This is a genomic window from Streptococcus mitis, from assembly GCF_047462815.1.
GTDB classification, from domain to species: Bacteria; Bacillota; Bacilli; order Lactobacillales; family Streptococcaceae; genus Streptococcus; species Streptococcus mitis_DO.
The window spans coordinates 30,597-45,947 of sequence record NZ_JASHFB010000007.1 but is presented as its reverse complement, the minus strand read 5'-3'; the positions used below and the strand labels follow the sequence as shown (position 1 = coordinate 45,947).

General features: G+C 36.9%; 12 protein-coding genes. 3 read left to right on the top strand and 9 right to left on the bottom strand.

The features are described from left to right. Window positions 1-8 precede the first annotated feature (8 nt). From QM865_RS04925 to QM865_RS04915, 3 genes are read left to right on the top strand one after another with little or no spacing between them, the layout of a single operon-like run. Window positions 9-614 (top strand): NADPH-dependent FMN reductase, encoded by a 606-nt coding sequence (locus QM865_RS04925; protein WP_000915939.1) that lies wholly within the window; start codon window positions 9-11, stop codon window positions 612-614. 18 nt (window positions 615-632) lie between these two features. Further along, window positions 633-1,871 (top strand): NAD(P)H-dependent oxidoreductase, encoded by a 1,239-nt coding sequence (locus QM865_RS04920; RefSeq protein ID WP_203176263.1) that lies wholly within the window; start codon window positions 633-635, stop codon window positions 1,869-1,871. Then, entirely contained in the window at window positions 1,753-2,163 is a 411-nt protein-coding gene (locus QM865_RS04915; RefSeq protein WP_414306156.1) for a solute carrier family 23 protein, read from the top strand. Before QM865_RS04920 ends, QM865_RS04915 begins: the two co-directional genes overlap by 119 nt. A 289-nt stretch (window positions 2,164-2,452) precedes the next feature. Here the strand turns inward: QM865_RS04915 and QM865_RS04910 are convergent, their stop codons facing one another. From QM865_RS04910 to ffh, 9 genes are all read right to left on the bottom strand, one after another. Continuing rightward, the gene (locus QM865_RS04910; RefSeq protein WP_261062806.1) at window positions 2,453-2,749 is read right to left on the bottom strand and encodes a hypothetical protein; all 297 of its coding nucleotides are present in this window, start codon (window positions 2,747-2,749) and stop codon (window positions 2,453-2,455) included. A gap of 245 nt (window positions 2,750-2,994) precedes the next feature. Then, on the bottom strand, window positions 2,995-3,447 hold the full coding sequence (locus tag QM865_RS04905; protein WP_261062807.1) for a CFI-box-CTERM domain-containing protein: 453 nt from the start codon (window positions 3,445-3,447) through the stop codon (window positions 2,995-2,997). 13 nt (window positions 3,448-3,460) lie between these two features. Continuing rightward, window positions 3,461-6,538, bottom strand: coding sequence for a type III restriction-modification system endonuclease (locus QM865_RS04900; RefSeq protein WP_414306155.1), 3,078 nt, complete (start codon window positions 6,536-6,538; stop codon window positions 3,461-3,463). Between the two features lie 138 nt (window positions 6,539-6,676). After that, on the bottom strand, window positions 6,677-7,177 hold the full coding sequence (locus QM865_RS04895; protein WP_414306154.1) for a TIR domain-containing protein: 501 nt from the start codon (window positions 7,175-7,177) through the stop codon (window positions 6,677-6,679). Window positions 7,178-7,188: 11 nt separating this feature from the next. Beyond that, window positions 7,189-7,581: a hypothetical protein gene (locus QM865_RS04890; RefSeq protein WP_084865441.1), complete on the bottom strand. Its 393-nt coding sequence runs from the start codon at window positions 7,579-7,581 to the stop codon at window positions 7,189-7,191. A gap of 3 nt (window positions 7,582-7,584) precedes the next feature. Next, window positions 7,585-9,273 carry a site-specific DNA-methyltransferase gene (locus QM865_RS04885; RefSeq protein ID WP_414306153.1) on the bottom strand — a complete coding sequence of 563 codons (1,689 nt, stop codon included), beginning with the start codon at window positions 9,271-9,273 and terminating at the stop codon, window positions 7,585-7,587. A 455-nt stretch (window positions 9,274-9,728) separates the two neighbouring features. Further along, complete coding sequence (locus QM865_RS04880; RefSeq protein WP_414306152.1) at window positions 9,729-10,412, bottom strand: DUF4391 domain-containing protein; 684 nt, start codon at window positions 10,410-10,412, stop codon at window positions 9,729-9,731. Next, window positions 10,405-13,662, bottom strand: a complete 3,258-nt coding sequence (locus QM865_RS04875; RefSeq protein WP_414306151.1) for a helicase-related protein — start codon at window positions 13,660-13,662, stop codon at window positions 10,405-10,407. Before QM865_RS04875 ends, QM865_RS04880 begins: the two co-directional genes overlap by 8 nt. 108 nt (window positions 13,663-13,770) lie before the next feature. Further along, window positions 13,771-15,342, bottom strand: coding sequence for a signal recognition particle protein (gene ffh, locus QM865_RS04870; RefSeq protein WP_414306150.1), 1,572 nt, complete (start codon window positions 15,340-15,342; stop codon window positions 13,771-13,773). Window positions 15,343-15,351 lie beyond the last annotated feature (9 nt).

Sequence of the window (15,351 nt, the reverse complement as noted above, 5' to 3'; positions counted from 1 at the left end):
GAAATCTCATGTTAAAACTTATTGCTATTGTTGGAACAAACTCAAAACGTTCTACAAACCGTCAATTGCTTCAATACATGCAAAAACACTTTGCTGACAAAGCTGAAATTGAACTTGTTGAAATCAAGGATATCCCTGTCTTTAACAAGCCAGCTGACAAGCAAGTACCTGCTGAAATTCTGGAAATCGCTGCTAAAATCGAAGAGGCAGATGGCGTTATTATCGGTACTCCTGAGTACGACCACTCTATCCCAGCTGTTTTGATGAGCGCTCTTGCTTGGTTGTCTTATGGTATTTACCCACTCTTGAACAAACCAATCATGATTACAGGTGCTTCTTACGGTACACTTGGTTCATCACGCGCCCAATTACAACTTCGCCAAATCTTAAACGCACCAGAAATCAAAGCAAGTGTCCTTCCAGATGAATTCTTGCTTTCACATTCTCTTCAAGCCTTTAATCCAAGTGGAGATCTAGTAGATCTTGATGTTATTAAAAAACTGGATGCCACTTTTGACGACTTCCGTATCTTTGTAAAAATCACAGAAAAATTGCGCAACGCACAAGCCCTACTTCGCAAAGATGCTGAAGACTTTGACTGGGAAAATTTGTAAGATAGGAGACCAAAAAGAATGAAATTTGTTGGACTTGTAGGATCAAACTACGATCAATCATATAACCGTAAACTCTTGGAATTCATCCGTCGTCACTTCAAACTCAAATTTGAATTAGAAGTCCTCGAAATTGATGAAGTTCCAATGTTTAACCAAGACGAAAAATGGGATGAAAGTTTCCAATTGCGTCTCTTGTATAACAGAATTACACGTGCTGATGGTGTCATTATCGCTACTCCTGAGCACAACCACACAATCTCAGCTTCTCTTAAATCTGTTCTTGAATGGCTTTCATACGAAGTTCATCCATTTGAAAACAAACCAGTCATGATTGTGGGAGCTTCTTACTACGACCAAGGTACTTCTCGTGCCCAAGTTCACCTTCGTAAGATTCTTGATGCTCCAGGTGTTAATGCCTATACGCTTCCAGGTAACGAATTCCTTCTTGGTAAAGCCAAAGAAGCATTTGACGCAGAGGGCAATATCACAAATGAAGGAACTATTAATTTCCTTGAAACATGCTTGGACAACTTTGTAAAATACGTGGGAGTCGTTTCAAAATTGAAAAAACCAAAACCAATTGCACCAGAAGATTTATATTGTACAAATTCAATTGCAACTACCATTCAAGGTGTTGATCCAGACGATCCTGAATGGGTAGAAAAAGCAGCTGAACTTGTTGGAGCTGTTTCTGGAGATACTTACGTTAAATTAGACCATGGTATCTTGACAGTTAACCAAATTGACATGTTCTTGAAAGCAATGCCATTTGAGTTGACATTTGCAGATGATAACAACCAATTCTTGTACTTTAATAACGCACACCAAGACCCAGATACAATGTTTGGTAAACGTGTACGTGCTCAATCAGGAAACCGTTTAGGAACTGTACACGGTTCATTGCCAGACTCTAGAATGAAAAATGTTGAATGGGTTGTCGGCGTATTGCGTAATGGGGACCAAGAATACGTCCGTACAATTGTGCCAGGAACACCAGAAGGCGTTATTAATACCCACAATTACCAAGCAATGTATTACCCAGATGGTTCATATGCTGGAATCAATGAAATCATCTTTAATTTCCAACCATGGCTTGACTGGTACCTCAATACGACTGGTCAACGTCTAGTCGGTGGAAATGCTGCAGCTCCTGCTGGAGGACACGGTGGCGCAGATGCCACATCTGGAGCTTCTGATGCAGGTGATGCTGGAGGTCACGGTGGTGGCGCAGACGCTACATCTGGCGCAAGTAACTAATAATAGTTTTAGGAACCATTTTGGTTCCTTTTTCGGCTCTTTGTCAACTGTTCTTGGTGGTATGTCAATCCTTCTCTATGGAGTTATAGCCAGCAACGGTTTGAAAGTCTTGATCAAAGAACGTGTTGACTTTAGCCAGATGCGTAACCTAATCATCGCAAGTGTTATGTTGGTCCTTGGACTTGGAGGAGCTATCCTTAAACTTGGTCCAGTTACCCTTTCAGGTACTGCTCTATCAGCCATGACAGGAATCATCTTGAACTTGATTTTGCCATACGAAAATAAAGACTAATACTCTTCGAAAATCTCTTCAAACCACGTCAACGTCGCCTTGCCGTAGATATATGTTACTGACTTCGTCAGTTCTATCTGCAACCTCAAAACAGTGTTTTGAGCTGACTTCGTCAGTCTTATCTACAACCTCAAGGCAGTGCTTTGAGCAACCTACAGCTAGCTTCCTAGTTTGCTCTTTGATTTTCATTGAGTATAAGAGTCTAAATACATCAAAAAACGAGCATTTCCAATTACGGAAGTGCTCATTTTTTGATATTTAAAAGTGAGTGTATGATTTCTACAGCGTTTTAATATGTTTCCCCTACTCTCATAGTCTCCCACTCCTTAACATCAACAGGGAAGATTATAGGGGCTTTTGTGTCCTCGTCATATACTACCACAAAGTAACCTTTGCTGTTCCAGAACTTACCTAAAATAGTACCATCATGTAAATCAGTACGCAACTTGCTTTCTTGACTTGTTGGGCTTTCTGTTTGTACTATTTTATTCTCTTCCTTGCTATTTATACCTACAGTCACAAATCTTGACCCTATAATAATAAATAGGCAAAACAATATAGCCAAAATCCCTATAAATTTAAACAAATTGTGTTCTCTTAAATCCCAAGAGGTAATAATACCCCCTTACACTCCCATCATTTTATCAAGCCATCTAGTGAAATTGGCTTCTTTTGTCTCGTCATCATACCAATCAAAATCTTCAATATAAGTTGAGTTTGTGATTAGCTTGATACGTTTGTTTTGGTATTGGGAATCTAAATAGAATTCGGGCTCCTCTGTACTATACAAGTTAGCGAGGAGCCGAACTCTTTTTGTATATTCTAATCGTTTTATTGAACCACTTTTTGAGATAGTTCTAGTGTATATGTTTTATATAATTGATGGCAAGCTTGATCCTCTCCTGCTTTAATCAAGGAAACACAAGGCAATACAAGTTCTGCCCAGATAGACTCTAGTATTTCCTCACGATTTAGATGTTCCTCTAACTTGGCAACAATCTGAGGAGCCATCTTATAGTAGGATTCAATTTCCTCCTGACCACCATCTTGCAAGGCTAGATAAGAATCCCTGAATTTTCTCAAAGTCATCAATTCATCGCAGTCATCTGCCAACCCCTTGTAAGTTACCGCTGCTTCTGTCAAATAACAACCTCTTTGTTCAATTTGATAATAAGCATCTGGTTCACCGAAAAATCCAGTTTTAGAGCGCACATATCTCTCTGCATCACTCCTACGTTGAAAAATAGCTACTTCTCTTCCCTTACGATATACAACAAATTCCATCTCTTTTTCCTTCCTATCTTACAATATTTAATAATTCCTCATAGCTAGAAACCACATCATAGATGTGCTGGTCATTAATCAATCCAGCTTGTGCTAATGCTTTAAAGTGAGCACGCGCACAGGCAATTTTTGCTTGCTCAGCTTGTTTTAATTGAAGACTAGACATAGAGCCTTTTGTTTCTGCAACAAAATAGATATGCTTGACACTTCCTTCACGGAAGGCGATTGCCCAGTCAGGGTTATAGTTCCCAAGCGGAGTAGCAATACTGAACTTCCCTGGTAACTTCACATAAACACGAACATCCTCGTATTGTTCCAAAGATTCTTTAAAGGTCTTCTCCGTATTTGAATCAACTTTTACAAAATTGTAAATTCCTTTTTGGGATTCAAGTAAGTGATCATCTGATCTGTTAGCAGTTTCAGGATTGTCATAAAACAAGTCCATATCATACTCTTCATTTAACACATTATACTGAATATGCTTGATAATTTGACTTGCTTTTTGTTCATTAATGAGCTTTGAAACCTTAAGAATAAACTCTTCTGGATTTTGTTTAAACTTGTCAAATTGATAGACGTAGATTTTACTTAATATTTCCGCAACCAGCTTACGTGTTAAACCAGTCTGATCAGCAATCTCCCCTAGTAAATCATATTTGGTCATAATCTGCGAACCGGTTAGATATTCTTGCTGACGATCATTCTCAGCTACTGTCAGATGGAGACCTTCTTCCTTGCTCATCTCAGTAGCGCTTGCTTGAGTTATATGAAAGCTTGGTTTGCTAACGACTAATTTCTCATTGATATAGTCAACCGAATGTTTTACCAATTCCGCATCATCAAACTCTACTTGGTAACTCGTCTTACGATTGATTTGCTTCCAGAGATTTAAGAATTCTTTTCGGGCAATATTTTCTTGATTGACCTCATTTGAGAATTGAATGACTGAATGATTGGCATTTTCAATTTCATACTGTCCAGCATGATAAACGCTCTCCAATATCTCTACCAGCTTATCCTCATAACCTGCTAGTGTTTCAGACAGTTGTAACTGATGATTTTCTTTTGCAGTAAAATATTCTGTAGTCAATTGTCCTTCACGATCTATATAGCCTTGTCGAATTAAATCAAAGTGAATCGAATCTGCTTGTTCCTTGGTAATTCGTATTGTTTGTCCTTCTTGATTTGTTAGAACTTTATTTGTAAAGAGACTAACATCCACTTTTGCAGGACGATCTGCTAAGAGTTCTTTGATTTCTTCTTGTAGACTTCGAGCAAATTGATCATAACTTTCATTTGCAATTACTGTCAGTTTATTGATTTCATGTACATCATTTCCTAAGAGTTCAAAATCCTGACGAATTCCATTTTGGTCAACTGCCAAACGCATACCACGGCCAATTTCTTGACGTTTACGGGTTTCGGCTGAAGATTGCTTCAGCGTACAGATTTGAAAGACATTTGGGTTATCCCACCCCTCTTTTAGAGCTGAATGAGAAAAGAGGAAACGAACTGGCTCTTCAAAGCTCAATAAACGCTCCTTGTCCTTCATAATCAAGTCATAGGCATCGGTATCATTTGAAAGATTACTTTTCTTTTCACTGGCAGATTTATAATCTACGAAAATGGTCTTATCTGACTTCTTCACTTTATCTACCGAAAAGTAACCAGCATGAACTGAATTTCCTTCAAGATTAGCCTCCAAATACCTACGATAAGGAGTTGGTTCCTGTGTTCGGATAAACTGGTTTACTTGATTTCGGTATTCTTCTTCAAAAATCTGAGCGTATTCACCATTATAGGCATCATTATGTTCATCATATTGCTTATACTTAGCCACTTCATCGATGAAAAATAGGGATAATACTTTAATTCTTCGGTTATAAAGTTTACTTTCCTTTTCGATATGACTTTTTATAGTCTCTCGGATTTGAATTCTTCTGATGCTCGACTCATCCACTTCCCCAATCACTTCACCGACATGAAGTTCCTGAGTCACACCAACTTGAAGTTTGTTCTCTCTTGCATCAAAGTGACTAAGGGTCATTCCTTTATAAGCAGATAAATTCCCAGATTCAGCATACAAATCAAAGGGTTCTTCTACCACCTTCAATTTCCTTTTGACACCTGACTGCATTTTTACTTCAAACTCAATTTTTGCTTTGGGTGCTCCTGTTTTTTGTGGAATGATTTCTTGTAGATATAGATAGCCTTGTGTCCCGGTCGTCCCAGTTTGCTCAATAGCCTTAACCGCGATCTTCTTCACTAATTTTTGATTGTAAGCATCCATGGCATCCAATCTATAAACCATATCATGCTTTTCTTTATGGGTAGCCGAATAACGTAGCGTAAACAATGGCTTGAAATCTTTTAGTCTTTCCTTGGTTTGTTTCCCTTCAACAGACTGAGGCTCATCAATAATCATAATCGGATTCATAGCTGCCAATACATCAATCGGACGACGCCAACGGAAACTTTCCTGCTCAGAATGAATCCGTCGAGCATCTTTTCCTTTTGCATTAAAGGCTTGAGAGTTGATGACCATGATTTGAAGGTCTGACGAATTAGCAAAACTATCCAAATCGCCTAAACGTGAAGAATCGTAGACAAAATAGCGTGGCTGCTTCCCATACTCCATCTGAAAGTGACTTGACATAATTTGTAGAGACTTGAGAACCCCTTCCCGAATGGCTACACTTGGAACGACAATGACGAACTTAAGCCAGCCATAACGTTTATTCAACTCCATAATTGTACGGATATACGTGTAGGTTTTCCCTGTTCCCGTCTCCATTTCTATTGAGAAATTATAAGCTTCTCTCCCAGCAATCATATCAATAGAAAGACTATCAGAAGGACGCAAACCATAGCGAGTTTGCATAGTATGGACATTTTCTCGTATACTTGCTTGACTCAATTGAATCGGTGCATTGCGATAAGCATCTAAAACCAAATCTACCTCATCTGACTTGAGATGACCTGGATCCGCCATATACTGAACTCCAGTATGTTTAGCTTGCCCTTGAAATAAATCTGCAATAGCACTCACCGCATCCAACTGGAATTGTTGTTTTTTAAATTGTAGTTTCATAATTTATTTTCTTAAATTCTTATCTTTTTAGAGTAATTATATATAATCAACACTTTGTTAACTGCTTACAAATGTCACAAAATTTCAATATTATATACCTTTGATATCTACTATTTAGTCTATTACTAATAACATTGGCTACCATGTTGATGGTCTATGAGAAATAGCATACTCTATCAATTCCTCCATGTTACTTTGAATATCTTCATAAACATACTTTGAAGTAGTGAATGGAGATTTATAACAACGGATATAACTGGATAACGATCTGCCGGTTCGTGATAATTTAAAATCGTCAAATGGATTTCTTCCTTGATTATTTTGATTTCCAAATCTATCCTTTAAATTATGAATATATATGCCTACGATTCCTTTATCCAACTCAATTGCTTTTTTAATCTCATAGTTAATCCATTTACGTCCAGCGGTGTTCTCACCAATCAAAACAACCACACATGAACGCTTTGCCATTTGATTACCTATCCATGATTCTATCATTGCATCAGATTTTAATTTTACTTCTTCCCATTCATTATCTGAAAAAGTAGACTCGCCTGATACTCTCCCCATATTTCTAACTTGTGATGCTCGCCAGTTATCATTACTATAGTGAAAGCTAAAAAATACTTGTCTCTTCATACTTTCCCCACTTATCTAAAAACAATTAAAAGTGTCAATGTAGCAATAACTATTAAACCATAGGTATACTTTAAAATGGGACGAAATAGTGCTATCAGAAAATCCCCTTCTTCTTGTTTTGGAGTCATTCTAAAATCTGTTTCTATATCACTTAATCTTACCTCATCGTATAAACGTCTAAATTGTCGTTCTAATGACAAATAATATGCATCATGAAACCAGAATAAGATAGTCACACAAAAATTTAAAAGAAGTATATACCACATACTGGTATTACTAAACCAAAATGCGAACAAGGCTCCTATGGAAGTAAACGACCATCCTTTAATGATAAAAGAATTATTACCCATCCGTTCAATAATAGCTTGTATCATCTCTAAATGTTTTACATTGTATTCACTCATACTCTACACCACCTTCACTTTGGTATGAGGTGATAATTTTTTAAAGATTTCACTTACGTTAATCTTATCTGCTGAATTGGCAAATGAGCTATCACGAAAAACTGCACGGAGTGGTTGTGCTTGAGCGATGTGACGGATAACTTCTTCAGAGATTTCATCTTCAAAACAAGCCATGAGTGATCCTTGATCTACGTCATAGACTTCCGCTCCTGTTACTTTATCCAAATCAATAGCTAGTGATAGTTCCATCCCCCATGTCAGCATAACTTGGAAAAGCAAGTCAAGGCCAGTACGTCCTTCCTTGATATTAGATACACTATCAAAGAGTTCTCCTTGAATAAATTGATCCGGTCGAGCTGAAACATCCTTGAAATTTGAAGAATCTAACTTATAGGCTTTGAAGCCAAAGTCTTGTTTGCCAATCAATTCAGGATGCTCCTCCTGAATCTTGGCAGCAGCACGACGAATCCGCTCACGTGAAATTTGGTCAATGGTTTCATATCCTGCTTCTTTAGCAGCAGACTTATCTGCTACTTCCTCATCCAACGTACACAGGATAAACTTACGATTTCCACCATCTTCAGCATTCAGTTGCATGACTGCATCTGCCGTCGTAGCAGAACCACCGAAGAAGTCTAGAATCATCCCAGATTCTGGAGAACCCAGACTAATCAAATTTCCAAGAAGCTTTGTGGGTTTAGGAAAATCAAACACCCTCTGACCATTAAATAATTTTTTTATTTCTTCTGTAGCATTTTTATTATTTCCAAATTCAGAACCCCAAAAATCAGATGATATCTGTCCTTTTCTTATAGAATCACTTAAATATATCTTCCTCATTGGATTTCCACCGTTTTGTGGCCAATGTATTAATCCCTCAGAGTCTAACTTTCTAAATTCATCTTCTGATATCATCCAATTTTCAGTTAAAACATTTCCATTTTCCAATTGGACTTTATAAGAATATCTACCACGAACACTATCAATACAAGGTCTACGGGCATATTTACCTTTCTCATCTTTATACTGATATTCTTTTTTAGCAGTATCAGTCAATGGTATCCTACCAAAATTTAAACTATTATAATTTTTAGAATAAATTAGAATTGTATCTTTAACTGTTGAAAATATTCCTACATTAGCTTGAGAGTTAAATCTTCTCCATGCAATATTCCCAACATTGTTCTCCTCCCCAAAAACCTCATCACAGATAGTCTTCAGATTCGCTTGTTCATTATCATCAATAGAGATAAAGATAACACCTGAATCTTTGAGAAGATTACGCGCTAGACGGAGGCGTGGATACATCATATTGAGCCAGTCTGAGTGATAACGGGCGGAAGTCTTTTCATTTTTTGTAAGACCAACTATCTGGCGTCCTTCTTCATCCAAAAGTTCCATCTCTTCCTTCAACTCTTCGTCTGTTTTTTGGAACTTATCAGAGTATACAAAGTCTTTTCCTGTATTATAGGGTGGATCGATATAAATCATATCGATTTTTCCTAGATAGGATTCTTGTAAGATTTTTAAGACTTCTAAATTATCTCCAGTAATAAAGACATTTTCACTATTTTCAAAGTCAACACTTTCATCAAGATCTGGTCTTAGGGTTTTGGTAGTTGGTCGCCCAGCTTCTGCGATAGCTTCACGCTTTCCAACCCAAGTAAACTCATAGGATTCTCGACCATCCACAATTTCCTCTGATAAAAACTGTTTAAGCTTCTCAAAGTCAATCGCAGGACGTAATCTGCCGTATTCATCCCTCTTTTCCGTCAGAACTTCAGGAAAAAGTTGACCAATTTTTGAAATATTATCTGTAAAAACATCTTTTGAAGTGAGATTTAATTTCTCAAGTCCAGAGTTTTCACCTGTGTGCTGTGCTGTGCTGTGCTGTGCTGTGCTGTGCTGTGCTGTGCTGTGCTGTGCTGTGCTGTGCTGTGCTGTGCTGTGCTGTGCTCATGGTAGTATCCTTTCTTAGCTTTGTCAAGCTTTTATAATTTTAATTTTATAAAAAATTAAGTTGGATTATCCTATTTTTGTAATGCTTCATTTTTAATAAATTACAGCTTCATTTTATCAAAAATAGGGGTTGAAATCAAAAGAGTTCTCTAATCTCAATTTCTGATTTTCTTGTGCTAAACTTACAGTCAATTTTGCTTCTTTAAAGCTTCTATTTCTTTCAATCTAGCCTGATAGTCTCTTTTTATTTCCATTTGTTTTCTCATTGATTTTTCAGAATACATCTTTTTCTTTAACTGTTGTGCCCTTTTTTCTAATTTATCTAATTGGTCACTGAGTTCAATAGAGTTTCTAAGATTACTTGTTTCTAAAACTTGTAATTCTTTCTTACCAGTTTCTTTTACAAGACTCTCATAAACATCATCTAAATCATTTCCCTCAAAGTCAATGCTTACATCATCATTCGTCTGAAAGCGACGGACAATCTTAAAGTGCTTGCCATCCTTTTCTTGACTTAATGGTTCTTTATAATGAATAAGAAGTTCTTCTCTACCTTGTGGATATTTTAATACAAAGGCTGTGTAAATCCCTAATCTTATATCTAGCTGTTCTAATAAAGTTAAGGAAACATCCATTTGTTCAAGTTCTATTTCTAAAACCATGATTTGCTTCACTTTTTTTCCAGCAGGAATATTAGTGGTACTTGTATCAATCTGATGAGTAATTTGAATTGCTCTAATCTGCTCTCTTAAATCTTTCTTTTCTTTCACAGATACATTAAGATTATCAAAAAAATCACTATTTCCCTTCTTATGAGGTCTATATAGAAGGTGAGGTTTTGATAAGGCTGTATAGGATGGAAATTTAATCATCAGAATCCCCTTTCATCAATATAAAGAAACAAATTAACTCAAAATCATCCATTCCCTCAATGCTAGTATTCATCAAGTCAACAGATCCAAAGTTAAATAGGGCATCCATCGTTGAAATCTGATCATGTTCCATTAGTTGATCGATTGCCTCTTGAAGCAATTCCGAATAAACAACCATTTCTTTACCGTTTTTTGTTTGACGATTAAACTTGTCTACTACTTGACTTAATGGTTTACTTTGACCCCGACAAATGCTACTAAGGTGTTCCAATATTTTCTTGCTTTCGGAAGGGGATAAAAGCAATTCTCCATCTCTATTGATGTAGAGGATATAATATGGATGAAGCTGATTTTGATTATTTTTTCCTTTTATCTGATCTTTATTTTTTAGGACGAAAATGACACCTTCTGATTCTTTATTGGAAGCAGGTAAAATAGCTTGCAAACCTCTCGGAACTTTTTCTAACTCAGGATGTTCTTCCAAATACTTAAGAAGGTCTATGCGATAATCTTCTAATCCTAAATCCATAATGGAAATACCATCATTCATCTCCTCTAGATCAACCACTTCATCTCTAAGACGTTCTAATTGCTTTCTTCGATAATTATTATCCTCTATTTCTTCACTAGATAAAACATTATCATCTGCTGTTGAAGTCAAGACCGAAATTTTCATCCTCGATTCAACCCTAGACTTAAGATCGATATACTCATCTAACTCAAGATTTGGCCAAAAGTTAACCAATTGAATGTATTTATTTTGACTACCAATTCGATCCACACGACCAAATCGTTGAACAATACGGACAGGATTCCAGTGGATATCGTAATTGACCATCATATCTGCATCTTGCAAGTTTTGACCTTCGGAAATCACATCTGTTGCAATTAAAAGATCAATCTCACTCTCATCACCAGGAAACAGGACATCACGAGATTTTGATTTAGGAGAAAAATAAGTTAATAAAGAATTGAGGTCTTTATTTTTAGTTTCCAAAGTTGTTGCAAAACCTTTTGTACCTGAAATCTGAGCAGTGTAGAGACCATACTTATCCAAGACATACTGACTAATATGTTTATAAAGGTAGTTGGTTGTTGTCGCAAATGCGGAGAAAATGATCAACTTTTTATTGCCAGCATTGATTGGATTTGTTAGTTTCTCATCTATCAAGGTAAAAAGAGTCTGAAGTTTTTGATCTTCTTGTGGTGTTATTTTACTAATTAGATTTTCTAACTCTGTCAATACTGCAAAATCTTGTTCTAACTCGACCTTCCAACTACGATAATCCATATCTTGTAGAGCAATACGATTTTTCTTACCAATAGAGAACTCGAGATTACTATCTTCCAAATCAAAATCATCTTCATTAAGATGAGGGTCAACAGATAAATGATCCAAGCCTGTCAATTCATATTCCTCGATAGCCTGTAACGTCTTTTCTACATAATCTTTAACAACATCTATTAAAGTATATCGAAAAGCTGCAACAGAACTTTCTAAACGTTTTAGCAGATTGATCATCATCAGTTTTTTGATACCAGACTCACGACCAAACTGAGTTAAATTCCCCATTATCCCTTCTTTACTTTTATCATATTTATCTCTCTTGGATGGGTAAATATGTATCGAAGGTTGATAGATAGTCAACTGAAGTTTATCAAGTAAGTGATATAATTTTTTATAGGTAATTCCAAGATTTGAAACCGTTAAATCAGGTTCAAAATTAAGTGGTTTTAAGCGCTGTGGAAATTCTCCAATCGCTTCTCTATCATAAAATTCCCGAATATGTTTTCTACTTCTGGCTATCGTTACACTATCTAGTACTTTAAAGAAATCAAAATCTAATGTAGATAACAGTTTATCTGTTGTTCTCTCTTCTGCAGGTAGGTCAGCCCACTTATTATAAGCAGATTGAGCGTTTCTGAAAATATCATTTATAGATGATTTTGTTTCTAATTTACTATCAATTTGATCCGTATCTCCTTCATAGGCTAGAGCAATTTGATTTTTCAAATCATTAAAGCGATTATTAACAGGTGTAGCTGATAGCATGAGTACCTTTGTAGGAACACCAGACTTTATGATTCGATTCATTAAACGACTATATCGATTTTCTCTCTCCTCAGATAAGTCATTTTCACTAGATCCTCCGTTTCTAAAATTATGGGACTCATCAATGACGACCAAATCATAAGTATGCCAGTTATTTAAGGACAGATCAATTCCATTAGAGTGTCCTTTATCTCTACTAAGATCTGTATGATAAAGCACGTCATAAAGCAAATGTCTATCATAAATTGGATTATTTACATAATCATGACGATACATATTCCAGTTATTTTCTAACTTTTTAGGGCAAAGTACTAAAATACGTTTGCCTCGATAAGCATAATAAGTCATGACCGCTAAAGCTGTATAAGTCTTACCAAGACCAACCGAATCCGCTAGAATACATCCATTAAATTTTTCTAATTTAGAAATGATCGATTTTACTGCATCCTTTTGGAAATCATATAACAGCCCCCAAATCTTACTTTCTTTATAGCCAACCCCTTCATTGGGTAAAAAATCTTCATTGACATCTTCTAAAAATTCACTAAATAAATTGTATAGCATCACATAGTAAATAAACTCAGGAGAATGTTCTTTATGAGCTAGGTTTAAATTCTCCAAAAACTCTTCTGTAACATCACGAAAATAATCATCTTCTTCCCAGAGATTATCAAATTCATCTAAATAATTTAAACTAAGTGGTGCATGATAGAGGTTTCTACTCGTTTTAAATAGAGAAGCTTCATATCCTAATTCTTTGCGATCAAAGTTTTTCAAACGATCTACTGCCACTACATCATCCGAATTTTCAATTCGAATACCATTTGGCATTTCATCTGTTTCAATATTAATAGACTTAAATTGCGCTTTTCTTCGGATCCAATCAGCACATTCACGAGCAATCGCTTTTTGAGTCAACTCATTCATCAATTTCAGTTCATACTTGCCACCAAAAATCGATTGTTCCCGTTCTTTTTTGGGTATCGTATATTCACGGAAATCTGTTTTGGTTTCATCTGTTATAAAAGTCGGATTTGTAAAAATAAATTTTAACTCTTCTATATTCTCCAATTCCTCTTTCAACTGCTGATAAGCAAACATAGAAAAGGTTGCCGCTGCAATCTTGACTCGACTTTCCGATTTCAATTCTTTCTTTAATTCATCTCCAAGACGAATTGATCGATTATCTATTTCCATAATTCCTCCCGATTAGACTGTTTCAACTATTATATCATTCTTTGTAGATTCAAAATAGACCTTTACTCTTCTTTCTAAAAAAGGAAAGCCCTGCGGCCTTCCCTTGTCTTACTTACGTTTCTTCTTTGCTTTCTTCATTTTGTTAGCCATGCGTTTCATGGACTGTTTCATAGCAAATTCACCGATTTTACCTTTGAGTCCGCCACCAAACATCTGGCTCATATCTGGCATTCCTGCTCCTCCGAGAGCCGACAGGTCAGGCATCCCACCTTGTCCCATCATTCCTTCAAGGGCAGACATATCCATTCCTCCCATATTTGGCATATTTTTAGGAAGGTTGTTTGGATTGATTCCCATTTGCTTCATCATCTTGTTCATATCTCCAGACATGACACCCTGCATGAGCTGTTTAGCCTGGTTAAAGTCCTTGATAAATTTATTGACTTCGACAAAGGTATTTCCAGAACCAGCAGCGATACGACGGCGACGGCTTGGATTTAACAAGTCTGGATTTTCACGTTCTTCAGGTGTCATGGAAGACACAATGGCACGTTTACGAGCAATCTGGCGCTCATCCACCTTCATGTTTTGAAGGGCTGGATTGTTGGCCATACCTGGAATCATCTTGAGCAAGTCTTCCATCGGCCCCATGTTTTGCACCTGATCCAACTGATCAATGAAATCATTGAAATCAAAGGTGTTTTCACGCATCTTCTCAGCCATTTCAAGGGCTTTTTGCTCATCGTATTCCTGAGAAGCTTTCTCAATCAAAGTGAGCATATCCCCCATACCAAGAATACGGCTCGACATACGGTCTGGGTGGAAGGTCTCAATATCCGTAATCTTTTCACCTGTACCAGTGAACTTGATTGGTTTACCAGTAATGTTACGAACAGATAGGGCCGCACCACCACGAGTATCCCCATCAATCTTGGTAAGGATAACCCCAGTCACTTCCAACTGAGCATTAAACTCACGCGCAACATTAGCCGCTTCCTGACCAATCATGGCATCAACGACGAGCAGAATTTCATTTGGTTGAGCTAGTGCTTTCACGTCACGAAGCTCATTCATCAAAAGCTCATCAATCTGCAAACGACCTGCCGTATCAATCAAGACATAGTCATTATGATTAGCTTGGGCTTGTTCCAAACCTTGACGTACAATTTCAACAGCTGGAACCTCTGTCCCAAGTGCAAAGACAGGAACATCAATCTGTTGTCCCAGTGTCTTCAGCTGATCAATGGCAGCAGGACGATAAATATCCGCCGCAATCATCAAAGGACGAGCATTTTCTTCTTTCTTGAGTTTGTTGGCCAATTTACCAGCAAAGGTTGTTTTACCAGCCCCCTGCAAACCGACCATCATGATGATGGTTGGAATCTTAGGTGACTTGATAATCTCAGCAGTATCAGAACCTAAAACGGTTGTCAGTTCCTCATCAACGATTTTAATAATTTGTTGCGCAGGATTAAGGGTATCAATGACCTCATGCCCGACTGCACGCTCACGAACTTTTTTGATAAAGTCTTTTACAACAGGCAAGGCAACGTCGGCTTCAAGTAAGGCCAAGCGAATCTCTTTAGTTGCCTCTTGGACATCAGATTCAGAGATTTTTCCTTTTTTACGTAGATTTTTAAAGACGTTCTGCAAACGTTCTGTTAAACTTTCAAATGCCATTTTTCTTCC